The following is a 23591-nucleotide window of genomic DNA, read 5'->3' on the forward strand; positions in this document are numbered from 1 at the left end:
TGCCCATCACAAAACACGCCCCATCCCCGATGGTATCCCTCCCCCTTACAGGGGGAGGCTAGGTGGGGGTCCATCACCAATCTCTCAGCAAGACCCCCACCCAACCTCCCCCTGAAAGGGGGAGGAGCCAAACATCGTGCCCACCAACACCTCACCCACCCGCCCCCGGCTGCCCCAAAATCCCCACCAACACCTCGCCCACCCCATCCGCATTGCGCAGCACGTCATCATTGCTGAACCGCACCACGCGATAACCGGCCAGTTCCAGCACCGCCGTCCGTCGCGCATCCCGCGCCGCGCCGTCATCGCTGTAATGACCACCACCATCAATTTCGAAGATCAACTTCTCGCGCTTGCAGACAAAGTCGGCGACATAGACCCCGATTGGCGCCTGCCGCCGAAAGTGCCAGCCGCTGCATCGCCACGGATACAGCAGCGCCCAGAACCGCCGCTCGGCATCGGTCTGCTCCCGCCGCAACCGCCGCGCCACTGTCACCGGATCCCGCATCCGCTCCCCCCAGCAGATTTTCATCAGGTCAGCGTGGCTCAACACCGCCCCATCGGCAAGCCCGCCAATACCACCGCATCCCCGATGGAATGCCTACCTCTGAAACGAGAAGAAGCCAGACAGTGCCCATCGCAAAACGCGCCGCAGCCTCGATGGGATTCCTCCCCCTTTCAGTGGGAGGCGAGGTGGGGGTCCATCACCGCCCATCGGATGCATGAATTATGCTCAGCTGCCTGAAGCACAACTACCCATCACGCCTCAGCAGCCCCTACCCCACGAGCCAGCGGTCGGCGGTCGGCGGTCCGTCATTTTTGTGTATTGGAAGCAACATGCTTTAGCGCTTCAAAGCCTGCAACTATCGAAAGTCGCTCGGATTCAGAATAGAACGGCTGTATAACACGCACTATTGGTCGCTTTTGATCCTTTATATAATCTACCAGACGACCGTCCGGACCTTTTCTTTTTCCACGCTCGAAAAACTCTCGATATCGACGCGGCGTCACCCCAAAGAAATGATCGAATTTTACTTTGTTATAATCATCAAATCGACCAGTTCTCTGGCCGTCAACCTCCAGTGAGTCTTCGTGCAGATCTTGCGCCAAACTCTTTGGATAAGGTTCTAAGTAGACTACACGATCAATTCCACTTGCTACTATGTGTTTGGCACATATGTGACACGGAAAAGTCGTACAGTACAAAGTCGCAGCACGAACTGCATGCCCCACCCTCGCGGCATCAGTCAGGGCATTCATCTCAGCATGAACCATTCTTCCATATTCGATGGCGTCCATGGCTCTCGATGACTTGACATCCTCCCTAGTTAGAAAATTTTCGAACTCGTCTTCTGAAAATTTCCCTTGTTTAACTAGAGAATAAAGCTCTCGAATAACAAGTTTTTTGCGGCGATCATTGGTGTCTACCTTCAATACATATTCGCGGGCATCCAAGCCGGTGCCGTCATCCCAGTAAGTTCCCCCTCTCGCCTTAGGCACTTCATTGGAACCTAGAGCTAGCACCTCGCCGTGGGGAGAGAAAATGGCGGCCCCCACTTGTCGAGATAGATCCAGTGTCCTAAGGGCCGAAACTTTCGCGGCATAAAGACCATACTCATCGCGAGTGGGCGAAATTGTATTTGAACCAAATAGCAATTCGCCAAACCTTCTGATTTGGTCATGAACAGATTTCGACGAAGAATCAGTATTAATTATAAAATCAGCATCGTGGAATGTGTTAGTAACTCTCTGCCCAAATTTATCGGTTACCTCATCTTCGTCCTGAGCAACTAGCCCTCGAGCCATTCCTTCCGCATCATATGTATCGCCAAATTGCTTTTCACTTTCGATGCGTCGGGCGATGTTAGAAATTCTCGTCCCTTTTCGGCTATAAACAGAAATTTGAAAGAACAACTGACCATAAATCCTCCTAAGAAGATCGACTTCTTCAGGCCTCTTGAATTGATTTAGGATGAAAACACGTTGTTTGAAAGTTGGAGGACTTTTTTTGGTACGCACATCACGGTCTGCGCGCCTCCTATATAGCTGAATCATTGAGGCGGATGCAGTCGCCAAAATACTAGCGTCGTTGAAAGACCGCCTTACTTGATTTCCGTAGGATATGTGGCTTTTGACGCGTTCAACGTATGGATGCTGCTTAAGATCGACCTCAGGTTTCAAATATTTCTGAAATGTACCAAACGAGTCCGTTACCTTTACAGGTATAACATCATAGAACACAGCATCAAAAAATGAAGTAATCTCTCGGATTACTTCTGTAGTATCAACGCCGACAGGCGCAACTAAGCCAATGAATATTTCGGGGAACTGGATTTCAGTTAACATCTGAACTTTTTTCTTAACCAACCGTTAATATTCTGGTACCAAAATGGTAATAGATTCTGGGAAGGAAGCCGAGATGCGCGAAAGTAACATCGAAAGACTCGGGTCGTTGGTTGATAGAATAGTAACGTCTTCAGAGAAGAATTATCAACAGTGGCTTACCTGTGCCATTGAGGATATCCGCGCATCTAGCACTAGCGTGGATGAAGATGTGGACCACGCTTCTACCGATAGCTTTGGAAGCACGCAGCACCGGCAAGAGTCCGAAACGCTGCGTTAAAGTACCCAATATTTTCATTCAAGCGGCAACAGATACCAGCGGAATTTTGCTCACTTAATAGAATTATGAATCGTATAAAGGTTATGGTCGCGCGCACTTAAGCCTGCGGCCAAGAAGACGTGATAATTGCGAATTTCGTTCAGTTAAATGGCAGCGGCAAATACCTGAAATAATTCGGGGCTGGCCGGCAGGATGCCTCTGGCAGTCACTCTTGTTAAGATTTGGTGTGACGCGGTAGGCTTACTACTAGATCACCCCGCCCGCAAAAATATCCCGCGCAACCTCCGCCCCGCCCAGCCATTCACCCTGCCCCACCAGCAGGAACCATGGCAAAATGACCAAGCAACAAGACCACTCCGACAAGACGCCCGCCGAAGTTCAGGACCGCATCTGGGACTTGGCGAAAGATATCGACATCTGCATGTTCACCACCTGGGACGGTGAGCGCCAGCGCTCGCGGCCGCTGTCGGCCCGCGTCTATCGCGATCGGCACGCCATCTATTTCCTGGTCGATGCCGAGGGCGAAAAGAACGCCCAGATCGAGAAATTCCCCTTCGTCTCCGCCGCCTGGGTCAATTCCGGTGGCCATAAGTACGCCGTCATGTCCGGCCCGGCCAAGCTCAGCAATGACCGTGCCCTGATCAAGGAACTCTGGACCGATTTCGACAAGGCCTGGTGGGAGGACGAGCACGATCCCGCCATTCGCGTCATCACCCTGTCGCCCGAGGATGGCGAACTCTGGGACAGCCCCAATCGCGCCGTGGCCTTCGCCAAGATGGCCGTCGCCGCCGTCACCGGCAATGCCCCCGATTTCGGCGACAATGCCAAGGTCGATTTGTAGGCTTCGCAGGTGGTCCGCGCAGCGGATGAAAGGCTCCAGTGGAGCCTTTCAAACCCACTTCGAACCGGCCCGCAGGGCAAATCAGCGCCGGTGGCGCTGATTTAGGCGAGAAGGCCATTCGGCCTATGGCCGAATGGCACGACGTTCCGCATACTCGATCTTCACCCTCCCCTTGAAGGGCTTCGCGTCGTCCCGAAGGGTCAATCGCTCCAGTGGAGCGATTGAAGACAAGAAGGCCATGAGAGCTAAGCTCGAGTGGCTGGTTGCGAGATAGGACTTAGCCCTTCGCTAAGTCCGTGATCCAGCAGGAAGGGGGTATCCTTCCAAAAGCTCAATGGCTGTGCCTACCCCCTCCCTTGATCCCTCCCCTCAAGGGGCTTCGTAGCGTCCGAAGGCAAATCGCTCCAGCGGAGCGATTTGAGCGGAGAAGGCCATGAGAGCTATGTTCGAATGGCTGGTGTCGACTGGACTGTCAGTGAACTACAGGGCCGTACAACGGCCGTCACCCTCGGGTGACGGTCGCATCCCGTTGCCTCACCAACAAAACCCAAAATCTATCCCCGCCCCCAAAACCGCCTCGCCTGCCTCCTCTCCCTTCCTGCCTTATCGTTCTCCTGCCCCCCGGCCTCACCCCGACGCCCTCCTCCGCGCCTCTCGTCTTGCAAATCACTCTCAATTGCATCTCTTGCTTTCCCACCACTTGTGATCAGCCCGCGCTAGACTCCTGACACCAATCCATTTTAGAACAAAACAGGAACATCAAGAACCGAGCCCGCTATGCCCAGCTTCACCACCGAACTTGCCAACCGGACCACCCGCGAACTGTCCCTGACGCTTGCCGAAGCCAGCCAGATGGCCGAGGCGGGTTTCAAATTTGCCGAATTCGAACCCGAATATGGCCGCTACCGCCTGAGCCGGCCCTATGAACTGGTGATCATCCGCGACAGCAATTCCCTCACCATCCGCCAATAGCGCCGGCTGTCCTGCTTATCCACAGACCGCCCAGCGCTGTTAGTCTTGCCGGTTTCACATCGGAGACGCCGCATGACCAAACCGCACCTCAGCCAACGCGCTATCGTGGCCTATAACCGTCTGTCGCTCGAAGTCGCCGCGCTGAACTATCTCACCCGGATCGCCAAGCCGGCCGGCACGCTGGGCCTGGAGGGCCGGATCGCCCTCGACCGCACGCTCAAACTGGCTTTTCGCCTCTATCGTCGTGAGCCGGGGCTGCCGTTTAGCGGCCGGATCGATACCAGCGCACCGCTGACCAATGCCGACCTGGTCCTGCTGGTCGCCCGGCTGACGACTTGCTGCACCGCCTTCGAGGAGCGCTATGCCCACCTCAAGGAGGACGGCGGCGGCGTCAGTTTATCCAGCAAGGCCATGTCGATAGGGAGCACCTGACCGGGGCGCTGCGAAAATCTATCCACCTCCCCCTGGCCGCATGGCATCATCAGCCCACCTCGCCAGTCACCGGTTCCGACGCAGGACCGGGCGGGGTGACCGTGGGATGGGGGCGCCTGTCCAGTGGGGTTGGAAACTCGGCAGCCGGACCTGCAAGAATGGTACCGCCTGAACCGGACCCTGTGCAAAAGCGGATCGTGACGGGCGGCCTTTGGCTCCCCTAGACTAAACTGGTCGAGTCAAAGGCCGCCCGTTACCGTGAACCCGCAGGTCGGCAGACCGTGCGGCGTCTCGTGACGCCTTGAAACCGCCCGCCGGCTGGCGCATTGCAGGGGGAACGGAGTTTTCCCCATGCGCCGCGCCCTCATTCTCGCCGCCCTCTGCCTTGCCACCACGCCCGCTTTGGCGCTGACCATCACCGCCCGCGTCTCGGGCGGTAACATCGCCATTCACGCCGGCCCGCATGAGAGCACCGCCATTGTCGGTCGCGTCGCCGATGGCACGGAAATCCCGATCGACGAATGCACCCAGGTCGATAGCGACAGCCGTTTCGGCAGTTTCGGCGATGCCGGCTATGGCCTGCGCGGCCGCAACGCCACCCAATGGTGCCGCATCCCCGACGTGGGCTGGGTGCGCCGCGACGAGATCGTCGGCCGCGGCCTCGTCAACGTCACGCCACCGGACTTTGCGGGGCCTGGGTGGTAAGCGACCCGTAGGGGCAAATCGCTCCGCTGGAGCGATTGAGTGAACCAGGCCATGAGGGCTACGCCCGAATGGCGCGGGACGGGGCATCTGCCCATTTCCTGACCACCACTTTTCCACAGCCGCCAAAATACGCATTCCTGCCTGCACTGCGCTTGCCAAGCTCCAATCCATTTGTCAGACATATGGCATCGGCCGATTTCTGAGGGGAAATGGCTCGCATTGGAGGGAATGCAATGAACGCACTGCTGAAAATCGCCGGGGCACTGGCTGTCGCCACGGCGCTGACACTGCCGGCACTGGCGCAGACCACCGTGGTGGCGCCCGGACAATCGACGTCCGGCACCTATATGGACTATATGAAGACGGTCTATGACCGCGCCACTTTCGCCGAATTGCTACAGGTGCCGATCGCCACTTTCGACAAGGAATTCGAGCTGACGCCGATGGCGGCCGAAAGCTGGAGCCAGTCCGAGGACGGCCTCACTTGGACCTTCAAGCTGCGCCCGGGCCTCGTCTGGTCCGACGGCGAACCGCTCACCGCCGAAGACTATGTCTTCGCCCTGCAGCGCGCCGCGACTTCCGGCTATGACTTTGCCTGGTACTGGGATTTCGCCGGCGGCATCAAGGGCTGGAAGGAAGTCACCGAAGGCACTGCCGACGTTTCCACCCTCGGCCTCAAGGCCGTCGACGACCTGACCATCGAAGTCACCACCGTCGCACCCAAACCCTATCTGCCCTCGGTCACCAGCCTCTGGTACCCGGTGCCCAAGCACAAGGTCGACGAACTCGGCGATGACTGGGCCGTCAATGTCGACTCCATCGTCTCCTCGGGCCCGTTCCAGATCGAGAGCTGGGAAAAGTCCAACAACTCCGTCGTCTTCACCAAGTCGGAAACTTATACCGGCCCCTGGCAGGCCCAGATCGACCGCCTCGAGGTCGACCCAACCCTCGGCGCACCTGAAGTCGGCCTGCCCGCCTTCCTCGCCGGCGATGCCGACTATTCCTTCCTCAACACCGGCCAGGTGCCGGTCGCCAGCCAGCGTTATCCGGACGGCATCCGCAAGAACGCCGTCTTTGCCACCTCCTACATTTCCTACGATCTCGACTCCGAGCCGTTCAACGACGTCAACGTCCGCCGCGCCTTCTACTATGCGGTCGACCGCGCCGAGCTGACGTCCACCGTTCTCAAGGACATCGCCATCCCGGCCGGCTCGATCCTGCCCCCAGGCTACCCCGGCTACAATGCCGATATCGCCGCCGAGGCCGTGTTCGATCCTGAAAAGGCCAAGCAGTTCATGGTGGATGCCGGCTTCCCGAATGGCGAAGGCTTCCCGGAAATCGAGATCTGGTACCGCGAAGAGGGTGGCTATAACGGCGCCATCATCCCGGCCATGGCGCAGTATCTCCAGGCCGAATTCAAGGAAGTCCTGGGCGTCACCATGAACATCCGCGTCCTGCCGGGCGCCGAATGGATGGATGGCCTGCGCAACAAAACCAACAACATCTTCATCGCGCCGTACGAATACGACTATCTCGATCCGTCGAACTTCTATGGCATCTTCTATAATGGCGGTCGTCACGGCTATCATATCCCCGAATATGATGCCCTGGTCGCCAAGGCCGATAGCGAAAGCGATTGGGACACCCGCTTCACGCTCTATGGCGAAGCCGAGCAGATCATGATCGATCAGGGCCTGATCGTGCCGCTGGTTCATCCGGTCACTATTGCCGTCATCTCCGACGAGCTCGGTGGCGACGCGGCGCAGCCCAATGCCCTGGGCTTCACCCCGCTCGACCGCCTCGGCCATTATTTCTTCACGCACCTAACCAAGCAGTAGTCCAAGCATTCTACTCCCCGGCGTCACGCCGGGGAGTATTCTTGTTTCCCAACCCGGGTTGCCCATGCCGCTTGTCGAAATCCAAGATCTCAAGGTCAGCTTCAGCCAATATGGCGGCGAGATCCACGCGGTGCGCGGCATCAGCTTTTCGGTCAATGAAGGCGAGAGCCTCGGCATCGTCGGCGAAAGCGGCTCCGGCAAATCCGTCTCCTGCAGCGCCCTGCTCCGCCTGCTGCCGGCTACGGCCAAGGTCAGCGCCAAGTCCATCACGCTCGACGGCGTCGATGTTCTGAAGGCCAACAAGGAAGACCTGGCCCGCCTGCGCGGTCGCTCCGCTGCGATGATTTTCCAGGACCCGATGACTGCCTTCGATCCGGTCTTCACCATCGGCCACCAGATCGCCGAAACCATCCAGTCGCACCGTAAGGTATCCAAGCGCGAGGCCCTCGCCGAAGCCGAACAGCTGCTGCTGCGCGTCGAGATCAAGAACGCCAAGGACATTCTCACCTATTATCCGCACCAGCTGTCCGGGGGCATGCTGCAGCGCGCCATGATCGCCATGGCCCTGTCCTGCCGTCCGAAAGTGCTGATCGCCGACGAGCCGACCACCGCGCTCGACGTCACCATCCAGGCGCAGATCCTGCAGTTGATCAAGAAGGTGCAGGCCGAGTTCGGCATGGCGCTGATCATGATCACCCACGACCTCGGCGTCATCGCCGAAACCGTCGATCGCGTGCTGGTCATGTATAATGGCGAGGTGATGGAACAGGGCCCGGTGCAGCAGATCTTCGATGCACCGCAGCACGCCTATACTAGGACCCTACTCGCGAGCCTCCAAACAACATTCGAACCGAGCCGCGGTGACGGCTCCGCTGCTCCGGCCCTTGAATTGCGCGGCCTCGCCAAGGCCTATCGCATCAAGCGCCGCTCCGGCTTTTTCACCAGCTATGGCGATTTCCACGCCGTCCGTCCGGTCGACATCACCCTGCCGCGCAATTCCATTGTCGGTCTCGTCGGCGAAAGCGGCTCGGGCAAGACCACCACCGGCATGATGGCTATGCGCCTCACCGAGCCCAGCTCCGGCCAGATCCTGGTCGACGGCGTTGATATCACCAGCCTGACTCCCGACCAGCTCAAATCGCATCGCCGCAGCATGCAGATCGTCTTCCAGGACAGCTATTCGGCCCTCGACCCGATGATGACGCTGACTCAGATCATCGCCGAACCGCTGCATATCCATGGCATCGGCACCACGCGGGAACAGACAGAAAAGGCCCTCGGCTGGCTCGAGCGTGTCGGCCTGCCGCGCTCTTTCGGCAATCGCTATGCCCACGAACTCTCCGGCGGACAACGCCAGCGCGTCGCCATTGCCCGCGCCTTGATCCTGGGTCCAAAAGTCCTCGTCGCCGACGAGCCGACCTCGGCACTCGACGTCACCGTCAAGGCCCAGATCATCGGGCTTCTAAAAGAGCTGCAGGCCGAAATGGGCCTCTCCATCCTCTTCATCAGCCACGACCTGTCGACGGTAAAATCGCTGACCGACTCTGTGGTCGTCATGTATCGCGGCCGCGTCGTCGAACAGGCACCGACCTCCGCCATCTTCGCCGATCCGCAGCATCCCTATACCCGCGCCCTGCTCGACGCGATCCCGGCCAGCAATCCCCGCGACAAGCGAGAGCGCACCTTCCTCGCCGCCGCCGATCTCGAAGCGCAAACCCCGCGCTACACCGTGATCCAGACCGGCCTCGCCCCCAATGCCACCCCGCAACTGGTGACCATCGCCCCCAACCATCGCGTCGAAGCGATCGTGACCACATGAGGAGGCCAGCATGATCTTCTACATCCTCCGCCGCCTCGTCTCCGTCGCAGTCACCTTCATCGTGGTGTCGCTGATCATCTTCTTCATGATGCATGCCATCCCCGGCGGCCCCTTCGACGCCAATGACATGCCGGTCTCGGCCGCCGTCCGCGAAAAACTGATGGCTAATCTTGGCCTCGATCAGCCGCTCTGGGTGCAATACACGCGCTACATGTGGGGCGTGCTGCATTTCGATTTCGGCGTGCCCTACCAGAGCCCCGGCGAAACCGTCACCCAGCTGCTCTCCCGCGCCTGGGTGCCCAGCCTCGTGCTCGGCGGCCTCGGCGTGCTGATTGGCGCCCCGCTCGGCATCCTGCTCGGCATGGCCGCGGCCCTCAATCGCAACACCTGGATCGATTACCTCGCCTCGACCCTGGCAACGCTGGGCCTCACCATTCCGGTCTTCGTCACTTCGATGCTGCTGATCCTGGTGTTTGCCGTCTGGCTCAACTGGCTCCCCGCCAGCGGCTGGGGCAAGCCCGAGCGCTGGATCCTGCCGATCACCGCCTATGCGCTGATCCCGCTTGCCACCTATGCCCGCTACACCCGCTCGGCTATGCTCGACACGCTTAACCGCCCCTTCGTCACCGTGCTGCGCGCCAAGGGCCTTTCCGAGCGTCGCATCGTCTTCCAGCATGTGCTGCGCAATTCGGCCATTCCGCTGGTCACCGTCTTCCTGCCCATGTTCATCGGCACCGCCACCGGCTCGATCTTCGTCGAGGCCATGTTCCGTGTGCCGGGCCTCGGCGCCTATTTCGTCTCCTCCATCGAGGGCCGCGATTATCCGCTCGAAATGGCGCTGATGCTGATGATCACCTTCATGTACTGCATCGCCTATCTGCTCAGCGACATTGTCTACGCCCTGATCAATCCCCGCATCCGCGTGGGAGGTACGCCATGACCGTCGAACTCGCGCCCGTCGCCCCACCGGCCCACCGTCAGCGCAATCCGCTGTGGTTTGCCTGGCAGCGCTTCATCGGCAACAAGGCCGCCATTGTCGCCGGCGGAATACTCCTCCTGCTGATCCTGATGGCAATCTTTGCGCCACTGATCACCCCGGCCAATCCCGATGCCCAGAGCTTCCTCGCCGAAGCCCTGGCCTTCCCCTCGGCACAGCACTGGTTCGGCGTCGACAATCTCGGCCGCGATTTCTACACCCGCGTCGTCTATGGCGCCCGCGTCTCGCTGACCATCGGCTTCACCGCCGCGCTATTCTCCGTGCTGATCGGCATTCCGCTCGGCGCCCTCGCCGGCTATTTCGGCGGCAAAACCGACTGGTTCATCATGCGCGTCATCGAGCTCTTCTCGGTGGTGCCACCCCTGCTGGCCGCCATGTTGCTCGGCGCCCTCACCCGCGGCGGCTATTTCACCATCCTGCTCATCGCGGCTCTCTTCGGCTGGGTCCAGGTTTGCCTCTTGGTCCGTGCCCAGGTGAAAGCCCTGCGCGAAAAAGAATTCGTCCGCGCGGCTCAGGCCCTTGGTGCCTCGCCCTGGTACATCATCCGCCGCCACCTCATCCCCAATTCGATCTCCTCGATCATCGTCGGCTTCGTCCTCGCCATTCCCCTGGCCATGATGCTCGAAGCCAGCCTCAGCTTCCTCGGCATCGGCGTTCCGCCACCGACGCCCACCTGGGGCCAGATGATCAACGAGGGCATCGACTTCATGTTCTTCTATTGGCATCTCGCCGTCTTCCCCACCGCCGCCCTCGCCATAACCGTTTTGGCGACTACGCTGTTCGGCGACGGCTTGCGTGATGCCCTCGACCCGACCCTGAAAGGCCGCTGACGTGTCCGAAAATCTTGCCCGGCAATTCCTCATTCGCGAGGATGTCGTCTTCCTCAACCACGGTTCCTTCGGCGCCTGCCCGCGCCCGGTGTTCCAGGCCTACCAGAACTGGCAGCTCGAGCTCGAAGGCCAGCCGGTGGAATTCCTCGGCCGCCGCCTGACCGATCTGTTGCGCGCGCCGCGCATTGCGCTGGCTGGGGAGCTGGGCACCTCGCCCGACGATATCGTCGGCCTGACCAATGCCACCACCGGCCTCAACATCGTCGCCCAGTCGCTCAACCTCCAGCCCGGCGACCAGATCCTCACCACCGACCACGAATATTCGGCGCTGGAAAAAACCTGGGCCTATGTCTGTCGCAAGACCGGCGCCGAGATCGTCGTGGTAAAGGTGCCCATGCCGCTGCTGACCGAGCAGCAGTTCACCGACACCGTGATCGCAGGCATGACCGACCGCACCAAGGTTCTCTTCCTCAGCCATATCACCTCCCCCACCGCCCTGCTCTTCCCCATCGAACGATCGATCGCCGAAGCCCGCAAGCGCGGCATCTGGTCTGTCATCGACGGCGCTCATACCCCCGGCCATATCAAGCTCGACCTCGACGCCCTCGGCGCCGATTTCTATTCCGGCAATTGCCACAAGTGGATGATGTCGCCCAAGGGTTCGGCTTTCCTCCATGCCCGCCCCGAAGTGCAGGGCCTGCTCGACCCGCTGGTCATCAGCCATGGCTGGACCAAGGACTCGAAAGAGCCCGGCGCCAAGGGCGCCTTCGGCAATTCGCCCTTCATCGACGAAATCGAAATCCAGGGCACCCGCGACCCCGCCCCCTGGCTGACCGTCACCGCCGCCATCGACTATCGCCGCGACAATGACTGGACCGCCGTCCAGACGCATTGCCAGGCCCTGGCGCAGGACACCGCCCGTCGTCTCGGTGAACTCACCGGTCTCGCCCCGCTCAGCGCGCCGGAGTTCTGTGCCCCGCAAATGGTCGCCATGCCAATCCCCGACTGCGACGTCGACCAGCTCAAGCTCGACCTCTACGACAAATATGCCATCGAAATCCCGGTCTTCAAATGGCAGGACACCTGCATCTGCCGCCTGTCGGTGCAGGGCTATAATTCCAAGCCGCAGATGGACCTGCTGATCGAGGCGCTGACCGACCTGCTCAGCCTAAAGGCCCAACCGCGAAAATCATCGCAAGGCTGACAAATCCTCCGAACTGTGTTGTTGCTGGAACTGTTGAGGCCGCCGAGAGGAAACACGCGTGACACAAGGGGCATTGAGCTATCTCGAGCCGCTCGAAAGCCGCACCCGCGGGGTGGCGGTGCTTGATGCTCTGGCCAGCATGGTCGAGCGCTCCGGCCTCAAGATCGGCGATCGCCTGCCGCCTGAAGTCTCGCTGGCGGCGACGCTCGGCGTTGGCCGCTCCACCATTCGCGAAGCGCTCAACCGCTGGGAAGGCCTCGGCATCATCCGCCGCCGCCGCGGCGACGGCACCTATCTCTCGGCCCGGGTGCAGACCTCGCGCGGCCTCGTCCCCACGATGGTCCGCCTCGAAGGCGAAGCCCTGCTCCGTCTGATGGAAATCCGCCGCACGCTCGAAAATGACGTGGTCCGCAAGGCGACGCTGGCCGCGACGACCAAGCAGCGTCTGGAGATCGCTCAGCTCTGCGACGTGCTGCTCAATGATGTCGACGCCGGCCGCCCCTGGCGCAAGGCCGACCACGCCTTCCATGGCGCCATCTACGACGCCTCGGGCAATCCCATGTATGGCCAGCTGCTGCGCAATCTCGACCATGCGCTGGAACGCTCGGGCACCTCGCCCTTCAATGCCGACGCCTTCGGCCTCGGCTCCTTCCCCATGCACCGCGACCTCGCCAACGCCATCCTGGCCAGCGATGCGCCAGCCGCGGTCGCGGCGATCAACGCCATCCTCGATGCGGTGGAAGTGGAAGTCAAAGCTATCATCGAAGGCGGCCGGGCGACCTAAAACTTTAGCGGCCCAGTAAGGCACCCTGACCGGTCGATATTCAGCTCAGGCTGAGCCGAAAATGCCAGTTTTCGAGAAGCGGAGCGGAGCGTACGTTCTGTACGTGAGCACCGGAAGCGCAGAAAACTGGTATTTGCAGGCCAGCATCAGCTGAATTGCGACTGGTCAGAGCCAGCCGCTCAATTCCCGACGCACCATATTCTCGATCATGTCCATCCCACCCGGGCTGGCATTGAGGCACGGAATATAGGCAAACTTCTCGCCTCCGGCATGCATGAAGCTCTCGCGGCCCTGCATGTTGATCTCTTCCAGCGTCTCGATACAGTCCGCCGAAAAGGCCGGTGCCAGGATCGCCACCTTCTTGACGCCCTTGCCCGGCAGCGCTTCCAGTGTCACGTCGGTATAGGGCTCCAGCCACTTGGTCGGCCCGAACCGGCTCTGGAAGGTCACCATCAGCTTGGACTTGTCCCAGCCGAGATATTCCCGCACCAGCCGCGTCGTCTTGAAACACTGGCAATGATAGGGGTCGCCGCGCTCGAGATATTCAACCGGCATGCCGTGATAGCTGGTGATCACCAGGTCCGGCTCGAAGTCGAGCGCCGCGACGCCATCACGAATGGAATTGCCCAAGGTCTCGATATATTTCGGATCCTCGAAATAGGCCGGCGCCGTGCGCACCGCCGGCTGCCAGCGCATCTCGGCCAGGGCCTCGAAAGCCTTGTCATTGGCCGTCGCCGTCGTGGTCGCCGAATATTGCGGATAAAGCGGCACCAGCAGGATCTTCTGGCATCCCGCCTGCTGCATCTTCTCCAGCACGCTCTTGGTGGACGGATTTCCATAGCGCATGGCAAAATCCACCATGACATTGTCATGGCCCGCCAGCCGCTGCGCCAGCGCTTCGGTCTGGTCGCGGGTGATCACCCGCAACGGGCTCTCGTTCTTGTCCTTGTCCCAGATCTGCGCATAGGCATGGCCGCTTTTTTGCGGCCGGAAGCTCAGGATCACGAGATTGAGAAGCGGCCACCACAGCCATTTCGGCGTCTCGATGACGCGCGGATCGCTGAGGAATTCCTTCAGATACCGGCGCACGTTCCAATAATCGGTCCCGTCCGGCGTGCCCAGATTGAGCAGCACGACGCCGATTTTGGGTGATTTTACAACGGGATGATCAGCAGGTTTGGAAGCGGACATGAGGCGCCAGTTTGGAGGGATTCTAGGCTTGGCCGCACCATACTCGCTCGCCCGCCATCCGCAAGGCGGCGATGGGTCGCGCTACAAACTCGCAATCAGCAGCAGCACGCCAAAACACAGCACCGCCACTGCCCCCAGTAGCTCCACCCACCAGACCACCGCGCCCGTCACCGGATTGTCCACGCCGCCGATCCGCTTTGCCAAGCCCTTGGCCGTCACCGCGATCGTCGCCAGCAGCGACACGGTGATCGCCGTGCCCAGGCCCATCAGCAGCACCGCCGCGATGCCCGCCGCCAACAGCCCCTGCGACAGCGCAAACACCAGCACCACCAGCGCGCCTGAACAAGGCCGCATGCCCACCGCCAGCACCACGCCGATCTGCTCGCGCAAGCTGCCCGTGGTTGCCTCTGGGGTCACCACATGGGCATGGCCGTGGTTATCATGCCCATGGCCATGGTCGTGATGGTGATCATGGGCGTGGTGATCATGGTGATGACCGTGCTCGTCATGCCCATGCAGATGCTCATGCGCCTTGTGCGCCATGTCCTCGTGATGGTGGTGATGGCCCCAGCCGAACACTTTGCGCAGCACCAGCCACAGGCCGAGCAGCGCCACCATGCCGTAGGAGATGATGCCGATCCAGTTCGCCGCATCGCCCATGGCAATGCTGGTCATGCCCAGCACGCCCGCCGCGATCAAAACGAAGACAATGGCCACCAGCGACTGCAGCAGCGCCGAGATCACGCTCAGCGTTACCCCGCGCCTGAGCTGCGTCTCATTGGCCAGCATGTAGGACGAAATCACCACCTTGCCATGCCCCGGCCCCGCGGCATGGAACACGCCGTAAAGGAAACTCAAGCCGCCCAGCACCCAGAAGGCCGTCCAGTCGGTGCGCAAGGCATCCAGCGACGCCGTCAGCGCATGATAGAAATCCCGCTGCTGGTTCTGCAACCAGTCAAAAAATCCGGTTCGCGGCAGGTTGAGCCCAACCTCGGGCGGCGGCCCACCAAACGGCATGGCCGGCCGTGCTTCCGCCACCTGCGTCACCGCATCGAGCGCCGTAGTGGCAGCCGCCACCGGCACATCACCACAGGTCACCGCGATCAGCCCCTGCGTGCCGCGCATCGCTGCCGCCAGGTCCGGCGGCAGTTCCAGCACTTCCGGCCCCAGCGCATAGAGCCGGTCTTCCACTGCCGGATTCATCGGCTTGGGCGGCTCAACCACGGCAGCGCAACTGTCCGGCGCATTTTCCAGCGTCACATCGCTGACATCGGCAATGCCGATCGCCACGTAGTATTCCGGGTCATAGACCGCCAGCTCGAACCGCCCGGTGACCGGCAGCGGCGCCGTCGCGTTGACCGAATAGCGCAGCACCACATGGCCGTCTTCATAGGCCATGCGCTGGTCACCGACCGGCGTAAACGCCATCTGCGCATCGCCCTCGCCGGCATAGGTATAAAAACCATAGTCCGCCAGCCCGACCATGTTCTCGTCAGCCAGCCCCTGCATCTCCTCGGGACTGGTCACCTTGTCACCATTGACGTCCAGACCCTGGATCATCCAGGCCGAAAAGGCCGTATCGAAGCGCCACTCATGCCGCAGCCCGCTGACCGCGCCATTGCCGTCGAAGACAATCGTCGCCTTGGCATCGATCAGAATATGCGGATGCGCCAAAGCCGGCGCCGTCAGCGCCAGCAAGCCGAGCGCGCCGGCAGCCAGCCGTGTTCCGATCGTGCGAAGTGTCACTTCAAGCCCCAGCGTCGCCTAGTGAATAGGATGCGTGGCAAACCACTCGACCAGGTGGTCGATCAGCGCCCGCACCTTGCCGGCCAGATGGCGCCGATGCGGATAGACCGCCTGCAGCGTCTGGCCCGTCGGCAGAAAGCTGGACAGCACAGGAACGAGCTCCCCACGCGCCACTGCCGGCTCCGCCAGATAGGACGGCAATACGACAAATCCGAGACCCATGATTGCCGCCGTACGCGCCGCCAGAGGCGAGTTCACCCGCAGCGGCCCATTGATCGGCACGGATATGGTCTTGCCATCTTCCACAAAGCGCCAGTTCGACTGCCCCTGCAGGTTCACATCGACGATGCAGGGCAATGGCCGCAGGTCTTCGGGATGTTTCGGCGTGCCGAACTGCTTCAACAGCTCCGGCGCGGCCCCCACCACCACATGCATGTCGGCAATCTTGCGCGCGATCAGTGAGCTATCGGCCAGCGTCGAAATGCGCAGCGCGACATCGATCCCCTCGTCGACGAGGTCGACATAGCGATCCTCCAGCCGCAGGTCCAAGGTCACCTTGGGATATTTCTTGAGATACTCGTAGATCGCCGGCGCCAGCGTGGATTCACCGAAATTGCGCGGCGCCGACACCCGCAGCATGCCGCGCGGCTCGGCCGTCTGGTCGGTGATCGTCGCATCGAGATCGTCGAGCTGCTGCAGCAGCGCACTGGATTCCCGGTAATAGGCTTCGCCGGCCTCGGTCAGGCTGAGCTTGCGCGTCGTGCGGTTCATCAAACGCACCCCGAGATAGTCCTCGAGATCGGTGACATATTTGCTGAGCAGCGCCTTGCTGCGGCCATGCTGCCGGGCAGCCGCAGAAAATCCGCCTGAATCAAACACTTGAACGAAAGCACGAATCCGGGCGAGGTCTTGCGTCATGGTGTTCCGTTCACAGGATCATCGTAATGAACGCATAACTCATCTGCGTCTCGTGAACAATAACGGGCCTTGGCCCCTCCACGATTAACGATAGGATGGGATGGCCAATCGACGCGCCAGAGGAGTTCGGACTATTTTCCCGCCCATGTCCAGACCTTCATCCCGTTCCACGCTCTATCGGCTCATCGAAGCCGGGCAATTGGCGCATCAGGCGCTGTTGCAGCCTTTGCTGGAACGCGGGCTCGAACCCGGTGACGATGCCATCCTGTTCGAGCTGGGCCGCGCCGGCACCACCGAAATGGAACTGGCCGCCGAACTGGGCCTCAGCGAAGTCTCGCTGACCACCCGCCTCTCCCGCCTGATCGACCGCGGCCTTGTCGCCCGCCAGGCCGTCGGCCCCGAGCTCGCTCCCGGCATCGCCCTCACCGAACGCGGGGTTCGCATCCGAAATGGCCTGGCCGATCACTGGACGCAGCTGGAGGAAGCTCTGATGGGCGAACTCAAGCCCAAGCAGCGCAAGAAACTCGGCGACCGTCTCAAGCGTTTCGTCGATCTGCTCCGGCTGTGATTGCTTCCTGAACCAACCTGAAGAAGCCATTCAGGTACCGTTCATCGGCAGGGTGATTATCTCCGGGTCACAGGCAGCAATGCCGATCAGACAACAGGAGATCAACAATGACTCTGGGTAAGAAACTCATCGCAGGCGGCCTCGCAGCCATGGCGCTGCTGGCGACGGCCGGCGCCGCATTTGCCGCTCCCGCCTATGCCACCGGCAATGTCAACGTCCGCTCCGGCCCCGGCACCGGCTATGCGCAGGTCGACGTGCTGCGGCGCGGCGAACAGGTCGAAGTCGTGCAGTGCCGCGGCAGCTGGTGCTATATCGAAAAGCGCGGCCCCGACGGCTGGGTCTCGGCCAATTACCTCGACCGTGGTCGTGGCGGCGGTTGGGATAATGGCCCGGGTTGGGACAATGGTCCCGGCTGGGATAACGGCCCAGGCTGGGGTCGCCCGCCGGTCTACAATCCCCCGCGTCCGCCGCGCCCACCACACTGGAATCCGCGTCCGCCACGCCCGCAGCCCCTGCCCTATCCGGACAATAGCGGCAGCGTCTGCTTCAATGGCCCGAACGGTTACTTCTGCGTCGGCCAGTAAGCCAAGCGTCAACGCCGCCCTTCGGGGCGGCGTTTCCCTGTCTGGAACAACGCAACCTCCTCGGTGCTGGCCCGTTGGTTTGCCAACAGAGGAAGGACTTGCTCATGGCAACCGCAGCAACGACCACCGAAGACAAAAAACCCGCCCGCACCGCCACCAAGGCGACCCCGGCCAAAACCGTCGCCAAATCGGCCGCGGCGAAAAAGCCGGCAGCGAATGCCGGCGCCGCCAAGACCTTGAAGGCCAAGGCCGCTAGCAAGCCGACGAGCACCAAAGCCACGGCCAGTAAGGTCGCCAAGCGTGCCACCGCCAAGGCCGGCAACAAACAGTCCCGCGACAGCTCGATGACCGGCAAGGAACACGACGACCACGTCGCCCGCGTGTGGGAACTGGCCGAACGCATCGGCATCGCCATGTTCGTCACCTGGGATGGCGCCGAGCAGCGTGCCCGTCCACTGGCCGCCACGGTCGAAAAGGAAGAAGGCGCCGTCTATTTCCTCACCGATGTGTCGGGTGAAAAGGACGATCAGATCGCCGAATTCCCCCATGTCAGCGTCAGCTTCGCCGACCACAAGAAGTCCAAATATGTGGCGCTCTCCGGCAAGGCGACCATTCTGAACGATCGCGCCAAGATCAAGGATCTCTGGTCGCCCTTCGCCAAGGCCTGGTGGGATAGCCCGGAAGATCCAGCCATCCGCGTCATCAAGCTGGTGCCCGCCGATGCCGAACTTTGGGACAGCCCCGGACGCATCGTGACCACAATTTCCATGCTGGCCGCTGCCGTCACCGGCCGCTCGCCCAAGATCGGCGAAAACGCCAAGGTCACGCTCTGATCCAGCCGCCGGGATGATGCGTATCAACTGCATCATCCCGGCGCGGAGACTGCATCGTGACCAAATATTTGATCCTCTACGCAGCCTGCGCTGTGATTTTCTTTCCGCTCGACTTCATCTGGCTGTCGACCATGGGCAAAACCTTCTACCAGAAGGAAATCGGCGCCCTGCTGCTGCCCAATCCCAATCTCGTCATCGCCGGTCTGTTCTACCTCGCCTATCTCATTGGCTTGGTTGCGCTGGTCGCGGCCCCGGCTGAAGGCGATGTGGTCAAGGCCCTGATCTACGGCGCTGTCCTCGGTTTCGTCGCCTATGGCACCTATGACCTGACCAACCTCTCCACCGTCAACGGCTTCACCCCCGCCGTCGCCATGGTCGACATGGCCTGGGGCACGGCGCTGACAGCCGCCACAGCGGCAGGCGGCGTGTGGATCAGCAAATTCTTCGCCTGACCCCGATCGTCACCCTCGGGCTTGACCCGAGGGCTCTACACTTTCGAACGGCCGCTCACTCTCGATCCATCATCACCGCATCTGGCACCGGCACTTTCCGTATCCGCTCCCGCGCCATCACAACCAGCCCCGCCGCAACCACTATCCCCGCACCAACCAGCGACACCGGATCGATCCAGTCGTTGAAGATCACCACGCTCAGCAAAATCGCCCAGGGCAGCGAGAAATAGTTGAACGGCTGCACCGTGCTGGCCGGCGCCATCGACAGGGCAAAAATCATCAGCCCATGCCCGAGGCAGGTCGTCACCACGATCGCCAGCACCACTAGCAAATCGCTCCACGGCATGGCCTGCCAGTGAAACACCCCGACCGTGCTCGACAGCAACAGGCCCATCAACCCGGTATAAGCCATGCTGGTCGTCGCACTATCCTTGCCGCTGACTTTGCGCGTGACGACGATATAGATCGCGTAAAGCGTCGCCGAAATCAGAGCAAAACCCACGCCCCAATCCAGCGGCAGCCCGCCCGGCCGCACAATGATCAGGGCGCCGGCAAAACCCGCCCCCACTGCGGCAAAGCGGAAAATCCCGACCTTTTCGCCGAGGATCGGAATGGCAAACAGCGTGACCAGCAGCGGATAGACCAGCGAAATCGCCTGCAATTCCCCCAGCGGCACCCGCTGCAGCGCCAGCGCGAAAAACCAGATCTCGATGATCAGCAGCGAGCCGCGCAACACCTGCCAGACCGGCACCTTTGAGCGCAACGCCTGCTTCAACGGTGCCTGCCGCAGCACCAGAAACAGCGAAAACAGGGCAAAGCCCCAATAGCGCATCATGGTGATCTGGAACGGCGAATAATTCTGCATCAGCGTCTTGGACATGGCGTCCTGCACGCCAAACACGCCAACGGTGACGATGGTGAGCAAGATGGCCCGGCCGACATTATCGGTGCGGGTTTGAGGCGTGGAGGTCATGTGCGGGCGCAATCGCGAGGCTGGAGAATTGCCCCGGAGCGGAGCGCCAAAGCGCTAACCCAAAGGTCTGCGCTTGGCCAGAGCGGACTTGAGCAGCCCGACCAGAGCCGTCAGCACCCCGCCACCGACCAGCCCTACGGCGCCCTGCCCGGCCAGCGCACCAAGATCGAAGCTGCCCACTGTTCCCGGCGCCCCCGGCGTCACATCCACCAGCGCCACCAGTCCCGGCAGCATGCCCGCCAGCCAGACCCCGGCAAGCCCGCCCACGGCCCCGACCAGCGAATTGCCCAAGGTGCCGAGGTTTAGCCCATGCGCAATCTGCCCGACGACATTGCCGCCAGCAGCGCCCGTGATAAGTTGAAACAGAATGGGCACGACGACTTCCATGCCAGTCTCCTGTCCGCAAAGCCACGCATATCCTCTTGCTGCGACCCAAAAACTCTACGCCCGGTGCCGGCAAAACAAAAGGCCAAGCCTGCTGCCCGAATGTGTCAGGAGAGGCTGTTACCCCCGACCAGCATTGAAGATCAGTGCCGAAGCAGAATAAGGTTCGGCCACAAGGTCCTACGCCCATCATGACGAATCGTTCTGCCCCATCGCCTGCCATTTCCGTTGCGCTCGTCACAGGCGCCAGCGATCGCATCGGCGCGGCTATCGCCAAGAAACTCGCCGCGGCCGGCCATGCCGTAGTCATCCACTATCGCGGCAATGCCGAAGGCGCCCGCGCCGTGCGCAAAGACATCCGCGACAATGGCGGCCAGGCCGAAGTGCTCAAGGCCGACCTCGCCAATCGCAAGCAGCGCGCCGCGCTTGTCGCCAAGGCCGCCGGCTTTTTCGGTCCGCTTACCGTGCTGGTCAACAATGCCTCGGTGTTCGATCCTGACAGCGCCCGCGACGTCGACGAAGCCCATTGGGACCAGCATTTCGCCATTCATGCCGAGGCGCCGATCTTTCTAGCCCGCGACTTCGCCAACCAGCTGCCCGCAGGCGTGGACGGCAATATCGTCAACCTCGTCGACGAACGCGTACTGCATCCGACGCCGGCCTATTTCAGCTACAGCCTGTCCAAATCCGTACTCTGGACCGCGACCCGCACCCTGGCCCAGTCCTTGGCGCCGGCCATCCGCGTCAATGCCATCGGCCCCGGTCCAGTCCTACCGCACACCCGCCAAAGCCAGGCCGAATTCGACCGGTCTGTCGCGGCCCTGCCGCTGCAGCGCCATGCCGGCCCCGATGCCATTGCCGATGGCGTCATAATCTTGCTCAATACGCCGACCATGACCGGACAGATGCTCGCCCTCGATGGTGGCGAACATCTCGAATATCTGCCCAAGAGCAAGCCGACACCCCGGTCATGAGCGACGTCCCGACATCCCCGCCCAGCGGTCCCGAAGCCATCAAGAGCTTCGTCCGCACCCTGCCCGCCGCCCCCGGCGTCTACCGCATGCTCGATGCGGCCGGCGAGGTCATGTATGTCGGCAAGGCGCGCAACCTCAAGGCCCGCGTCACCAACTATACCCGTCCCGACGGCTTGGAGGTCCGCCTGCAGCGTATGATCGCGGCGACCGTGACCATGGAATTCGTGCGCACCGAGACCGAGTCCGAAGCGCTGCTGCTCGAAGCCAATATGATCAAGCGGCTGAAACCCCGCTTCAACGTGCTGTTGCGCGACGACAAGAGCTTTCCCTATATCCTGATCGCCACCGATCACGAGGCGCCCGAGCTGACCAAGCATCGCGGCACCCGTCGCCGCCAGGGCCACTATTTCGGTCCCTTTGCCTCCGCCACCGCCGTCGGCCGCACTATTGCCAGCCTGCAAAAGGCTTTCCTGCTGCGCAATTGCTCGGACAGCTTCTACGCTGCCCGCACCCGCCCCTGCCTGCAGCACCAGATCAAGCGCTGCGCTGCGCCTTGCACCCGCGAGATCAGCCTCGAAGGCTATGCCGAACTGGTGGAAGACGCCCGCCAGTTCCTCTCCGGCAAGTCCAGCGCCGTGCGCAATCACCTGCAGGCCGATATGCAGACCGCCGCCGAACAGCTCGATTTCGAACGCGCCGCCCTGATCCGCGACCGCCTCGGGGCCCTGGCCCTCGTCCAGTCGCAGGGCGACGCCACCGCCAAATCGGTGGAAGAGGCCGACGTCTTCGCCATCCATCACGAAGGCGGCCAGTTCTGCGTCCAGGTCTTCTTCTTCCGCGCCTTCCAGAACTGGGGCAATTACCCCTATCGCCCGCGCGCCGATTCCACCCTCACCGATGCCGAAGTGCTGGAAGCCTTCATCGGCCAGTTCTACGAAAACCGCACCCCGGCCCGCCTGGTCCTGATCAGCCACGACCTGGCCGAGCCCGAGGTCATGGAAGAAGCGCTTTCCACCCGCGCCGGCCGCCGCGTCTATATCGAACAGCCCAAGCGCGGCGAAAAGCGCGATCTGGTCAACCACGCTCTCAACAATGCCCGCGAAGCGCTCGGCCGCCAGCTCGCCGAAGGCGCCAGCAATCGCACTTTGCTGGAGGGCGTAGCCGAGACCTTTGGATTGGAAGAAGTCCCGCGCCGCATTGAGGCCTATGACAACTCGCATATCTCCGGCACCAATATGGTTGGCGCCATGGTGGTGGCCGGCGAGGAAGGCTTTTCCAAAAAGCACTATCGCACCTTCAACATCAAATCCGACATCGTCGCTGGGGACGACTTCGGCATGATGCGCGAAGTGCTCACCCGCCGCTTCACCCGCCTCGTCAACGAGAGCGAGGAGGATGCAGAGGACGACAATACCGGCATGCCCGACTGGCCTGACGTCGTCTTCATCGACGGTGGTGCCGGCCAGATGAGCGCCGTGCGCGGCGTCATCGCCGAACTCAACCTGCCCAAGGAAGTAATCTTCATCGGAATCGCCAAGGGCGAGGAGCGCGACGCCGGCCGCGAAAAATTCTTCATGGAAGGCCGCGAGGCCTTCATGCTGCCCCATCGCGACCCCGTCCTCTACTACGTCCAGCGCCTGCGCGACGAAGTCCACCGCTTCGCCATCGGCACCCATCGCGCCAAGCGCAAGAAAGAGCAGATCAAGAACCCGCTCGACGAAATCGACGGCATCGGCCCAACGAGAAAGCGCGCGCTGCTCAACCACTTCGGCTCGGCCAAGGCGGTCGGCCGCGCTTCGCTGACCGATCTTGAAGCCGTGCCAACGATTTCAAAGGCCATGGCCCAGCTGGTGTACGATCATTTCAACAGGACCTGATCGTTCTGTCGAAACCGCGCAGCTTCACTCGTCGTCCCGATGAACA

General features: G+C 61.4%; 23 protein-coding genes. 16 read left to right on the forward strand and 7 right to left on the reverse strand.

Annotation, left to right across the window (positions count from 1 at the left end):
• Nucleotides 1-151: 151 nt before the first annotated feature.
• Nucleotides 152-550: an endonuclease domain-containing protein gene (locus tag BM045_RS07955; RefSeq protein WP_210184995.1), complete on the reverse strand. Its 399-nt coding sequence runs from the start codon at nt 548-550 to the stop codon at nt 152-154.
• Between the two features lie 263 nt (nt 551-813).
• Nucleotides 814-2346, reverse strand: a complete 1533-nt coding sequence (locus tag BM045_RS07960; protein WP_139198753.1) for an anti-phage dCTP deaminase — start codon at nt 2344-2346, stop codon at nt 814-816.
• Between the two features lie 611 nt (nt 2347-2957).
• On the opposite strand from BM045_RS07960, the gene BM045_RS07965 reads away from it, so the two are divergent.
• The 10 genes from BM045_RS07965 to BM045_RS08010 all read left to right on the forward strand — a co-directional run bounded on the left by BM045_RS07965 (nt 2958) and on the right by BM045_RS08010 (nt 13045).
• On the forward strand, nt 2958-3464 hold the full coding sequence (locus tag BM045_RS07965; protein WP_092181899.1) for a pyridoxamine 5'-phosphate oxidase family protein: 507 nt from the start codon (nt 2958-2960) through the stop codon (nt 3462-3464).
• Between the two features lie 777 nt (nt 3465-4241).
• A complete protein-coding gene (locus BM045_RS07970) occupies nt 4242-4436 on the forward strand; it encodes a hypothetical protein (protein WP_092181902.1) in 195 nt (64 codons plus the stop codon).
• Between the two features lie 72 nt (nt 4437-4508).
• Nucleotides 4509-4868 (forward strand): hypothetical protein, encoded by a 360-nt coding sequence (locus tag BM045_RS07975; RefSeq protein WP_092181905.1) that lies wholly within the window; start codon nt 4509-4511, stop codon nt 4866-4868.
• 351 nt (nt 4869-5219) lie between these two features.
• Complete coding sequence (locus BM045_RS07980) at nt 5220-5573, forward strand: SH3 domain-containing protein (protein ID WP_092181908.1); 354 nt, start codon at nt 5220-5222, stop codon at nt 5571-5573.
• 233 nt (nt 5574-5806) lie between these two features.
• The gene (locus BM045_RS07985) at nt 5807-7411 is read left to right on the forward strand and encodes a peptide ABC transporter substrate-binding protein (RefSeq protein ID WP_170848434.1); all 1605 of its coding nucleotides are present in this window, start codon (nt 5807-5809) and stop codon (nt 7409-7411) included.
• Nucleotides 7412-7475: 64 nt separating this feature from the next.
• Nucleotides 7476-9230: an ABC transporter ATP-binding protein gene (locus BM045_RS07990; protein WP_092181914.1), complete on the forward strand. Its 1755-nt coding sequence runs from the start codon at nt 7476-7478 to the stop codon at nt 9228-9230.
• 10 nt (nt 9231-9240) lie between these two features.
• A complete protein-coding gene (locus BM045_RS07995; protein WP_092181917.1) occupies nt 9241-10170 on the forward strand; it encodes an ABC transporter permease in 930 nt (309 codons plus the stop codon).
• Nucleotides 10167-11057 carry an ABC transporter permease gene (locus tag BM045_RS08000; RefSeq protein WP_092181920.1) on the forward strand — a complete coding sequence of 297 codons (891 nt, stop codon included), beginning with the start codon at nt 10167-10169 and terminating at the stop codon, nt 11055-11057. Before BM045_RS07995 ends, BM045_RS08000 begins: the two co-directional genes overlap by 4 nt.
• A gap of 1 nt (nt 11058) precedes the next feature.
• A complete protein-coding gene (locus BM045_RS08005; RefSeq protein WP_092181923.1) occupies nt 11059-12261 on the forward strand; it encodes an aminotransferase class V-fold PLP-dependent enzyme in 1203 nt (400 codons plus the stop codon).
• 58 nt (nt 12262-12319) lie between these two features.
• The gene (locus BM045_RS08010; RefSeq protein ID WP_139198754.1) at nt 12320-13045 is read left to right on the forward strand and encodes a FadR/GntR family transcriptional regulator; all 726 of its coding nucleotides are present in this window, start codon (nt 12320-12322) and stop codon (nt 13043-13045) included.
• 165 nt (nt 13046-13210) lie between these two features.
• Here the strand turns inward: BM045_RS08010 and hemH are convergent, their stop codons facing one another.
• The 3 genes from hemH to BM045_RS08025 all read right to left on the reverse strand — a co-directional run bounded on the left by hemH (nt 13211) and on the right by BM045_RS08025 (nt 16900).
• Nucleotides 13211-14236, reverse strand: a complete 1026-nt coding sequence (gene hemH / locus BM045_RS08015) for a ferrochelatase (RefSeq protein WP_092181927.1) — start codon at nt 14234-14236, stop codon at nt 13211-13213.
• An 81-nt stretch (nt 14237-14317) separates the two neighbouring features.
• Nucleotides 14318-15982, reverse strand: a complete 1665-nt coding sequence (locus BM045_RS08020; protein WP_092181930.1) for a HoxN/HupN/NixA family nickel/cobalt transporter — start codon at nt 15980-15982, stop codon at nt 14318-14320.
• A gap of 18 nt (nt 15983-16000) precedes the next feature.
• The gene (locus BM045_RS08025) at nt 16001-16900 is read right to left on the reverse strand and encodes a LysR family transcriptional regulator (RefSeq protein ID WP_092181932.1); all 900 of its coding nucleotides are present in this window, start codon (nt 16898-16900) and stop codon (nt 16001-16003) included.
• Between the two features lie 145 nt (nt 16901-17045).
• On the opposite strand from BM045_RS08025, the gene BM045_RS08030 reads away from it, so the two are divergent.
• The 4 genes from BM045_RS08030 (at nt 17046) to BM045_RS08045 (ending at nt 19337) form a co-directional block, all read left to right on the forward strand.
• Complete coding sequence (locus tag BM045_RS08030; RefSeq protein ID WP_092181935.1) at nt 17046-17468, forward strand: MarR family winged helix-turn-helix transcriptional regulator; 423 nt, start codon at nt 17046-17048, stop codon at nt 17466-17468.
• Nucleotides 17469-17575: 107 nt separating this feature from the next.
• Entirely contained in the window at nt 17576-18052 is a 477-nt protein-coding gene (locus BM045_RS08035; protein WP_092181939.1) for an SH3 domain-containing protein, read from the forward strand.
• Nucleotides 18053-18396: 344 nt separating this feature from the next.
• Nucleotides 18397-18885, forward strand: a complete 489-nt coding sequence (locus BM045_RS08040) for a pyridoxamine 5'-phosphate oxidase family protein (RefSeq protein WP_092183151.1) — start codon at nt 18397-18399, stop codon at nt 18883-18885.
• A 56-nt stretch (nt 18886-18941) separates the two neighbouring features.
• Complete coding sequence (locus BM045_RS08045) at nt 18942-19337, forward strand: DUF2177 family protein (RefSeq protein WP_244522926.1); 396 nt, start codon at nt 18942-18944, stop codon at nt 19335-19337.
• Nucleotides 19338-19392: 55 nt separating this feature from the next.
• Here BM045_RS08045 and BM045_RS08050 read toward each other — a convergent pair whose 3' ends face one another.
• Together BM045_RS08050 and BM045_RS08055 are read right to left on the reverse strand one after the other, a co-directional pair.
• Nucleotides 19393-20310 carry a DMT family transporter gene (locus BM045_RS08050; protein WP_092181945.1) on the reverse strand — a complete coding sequence of 306 codons (918 nt, stop codon included), beginning with the start codon at nt 20308-20310 and terminating at the stop codon, nt 19393-19395.
• A 54-nt stretch (nt 20311-20364) separates the two neighbouring features.
• Nucleotides 20365-20697: a hypothetical protein gene (locus BM045_RS08055; protein WP_092181948.1), complete on the reverse strand. Its 333-nt coding sequence runs from the start codon at nt 20695-20697 to the stop codon at nt 20365-20367.
• A 188-nt stretch (nt 20698-20885) separates the two neighbouring features.
• Between BM045_RS08055 and BM045_RS08060 the strand changes: the two genes are divergently transcribed.
• Together BM045_RS08060 and uvrC are read left to right on the forward strand one after the other, a co-directional pair.
• Nucleotides 20886-21668 (forward strand): SDR family oxidoreductase, encoded by a 783-nt coding sequence (locus BM045_RS08060; protein ID WP_092181951.1) that lies wholly within the window; start codon nt 20886-20888, stop codon nt 21666-21668.
• Nucleotides 21665-23545, forward strand: coding sequence for an excinuclease ABC subunit UvrC (gene uvrC, locus BM045_RS08065; RefSeq protein WP_092181954.1), 1881 nt, complete (start codon nt 21665-21667; stop codon nt 23543-23545). The genes BM045_RS08060 and uvrC overlap by 4 nt, the downstream gene beginning before the upstream one ends.
• The last annotated feature ends 46 nt before the right edge of the window (nt 23546-23591 follow it).

The sequence above is a fragment of the Devosia sp. YR412 genome (assembly GCF_900110945.1).
GTDB lineage: Bacteria > Pseudomonadota > Alphaproteobacteria > Rhizobiales > Devosiaceae > Devosia.

Excerpts from the sequence above, each read along its gene's own strand:
- BM045_RS08040 (WP_092183151.1), top strand. The coding sequence starts at position 18,397 with ATGACCGGCAAGGAACACGACGACCACGTCGCCCGCGTGTGGGAACTG.
- uvrC (WP_092181954.1), top strand. The coding sequence starts at position 21,665 with ATGAGCGACGTCCCGACATCCCCGCCCAGCGGTCCCGAAGCCATCAAG.
- BM045_RS08055 (WP_092181948.1), bottom strand. The coding sequence starts at position 20,697 with ATGGAAGTCGTCGTGCCCATTCTGTTTCAACTTATCACGGGCGCTGCT.
- BM045_RS08060 (WP_092181951.1), top strand. The coding sequence starts at position 20,886 with ATGACGAATCGTTCTGCCCCATCGCCTGCCATTTCCGTTGCGCTCGTC.
- BM045_RS07985 (WP_170848434.1), top strand. The coding sequence starts at position 5,807 with ATGAACGCACTGCTGAAAATCGCCGGGGCACTGGCTGTCGCCACGGCG.
- BM045_RS07995 (WP_092181917.1), top strand. The coding sequence starts at position 9,241 with ATGATCTTCTACATCCTCCGCCGCCTCGTCTCCGTCGCAGTCACCTTC.
- BM045_RS08035 (WP_092181939.1), top strand. The coding sequence starts at position 17,576 with ATGACTCTGGGTAAGAAACTCATCGCAGGCGGCCTCGCAGCCATGGCG.
- hemH (WP_092181927.1), bottom strand. The coding sequence starts at position 14,236 with ATGTCCGCTTCCAAACCTGCTGATCATCCCGTTGTAAAATCACCCAAA.
- BM045_RS08025 (WP_092181932.1), bottom strand. The coding sequence starts at position 16,900 with ATGACGCAAGACCTCGCCCGGATTCGTGCTTTCGTTCAAGTGTTTGAT.
- BM045_RS07960 (WP_139198753.1), bottom strand. The coding sequence starts at position 2,346 with ATGTTAACTGAAATCCAGTTCCCCGAAATATTCATTGGCTTAGTTGCG.
- BM045_RS07975 (WP_092181905.1), top strand. The coding sequence starts at position 4,509 with ATGACCAAACCGCACCTCAGCCAACGCGCTATCGTGGCCTATAACCGT.
- BM045_RS07980 (WP_092181908.1), top strand. The coding sequence starts at position 5,220 with ATGCGCCGCGCCCTCATTCTCGCCGCCCTCTGCCTTGCCACCACGCCC.
- BM045_RS08050 (WP_092181945.1), bottom strand. The coding sequence starts at position 20,310 with ATGACCTCCACGCCTCAAACCCGCACCGATAATGTCGGCCGGGCCATC.
- BM045_RS07990 (WP_092181914.1), top strand. The coding sequence starts at position 7,476 with ATGCCGCTTGTCGAAATCCAAGATCTCAAGGTCAGCTTCAGCCAATAT.
- BM045_RS07965 (WP_092181899.1), top strand. The coding sequence starts at position 2,958 with ATGACCAAGCAACAAGACCACTCCGACAAGACGCCCGCCGAAGTTCAG.
- BM045_RS08000 (WP_092181920.1), top strand. The coding sequence starts at position 10,167 with ATGACCGTCGAACTCGCGCCCGTCGCCCCACCGGCCCACCGTCAGCGC.
- BM045_RS07970 (WP_092181902.1), top strand. The coding sequence starts at position 4,242 with ATGCCCAGCTTCACCACCGAACTTGCCAACCGGACCACCCGCGAACTG.
- BM045_RS08030 (WP_092181935.1), top strand. The coding sequence starts at position 17,046 with ATGTCCAGACCTTCATCCCGTTCCACGCTCTATCGGCTCATCGAAGCC.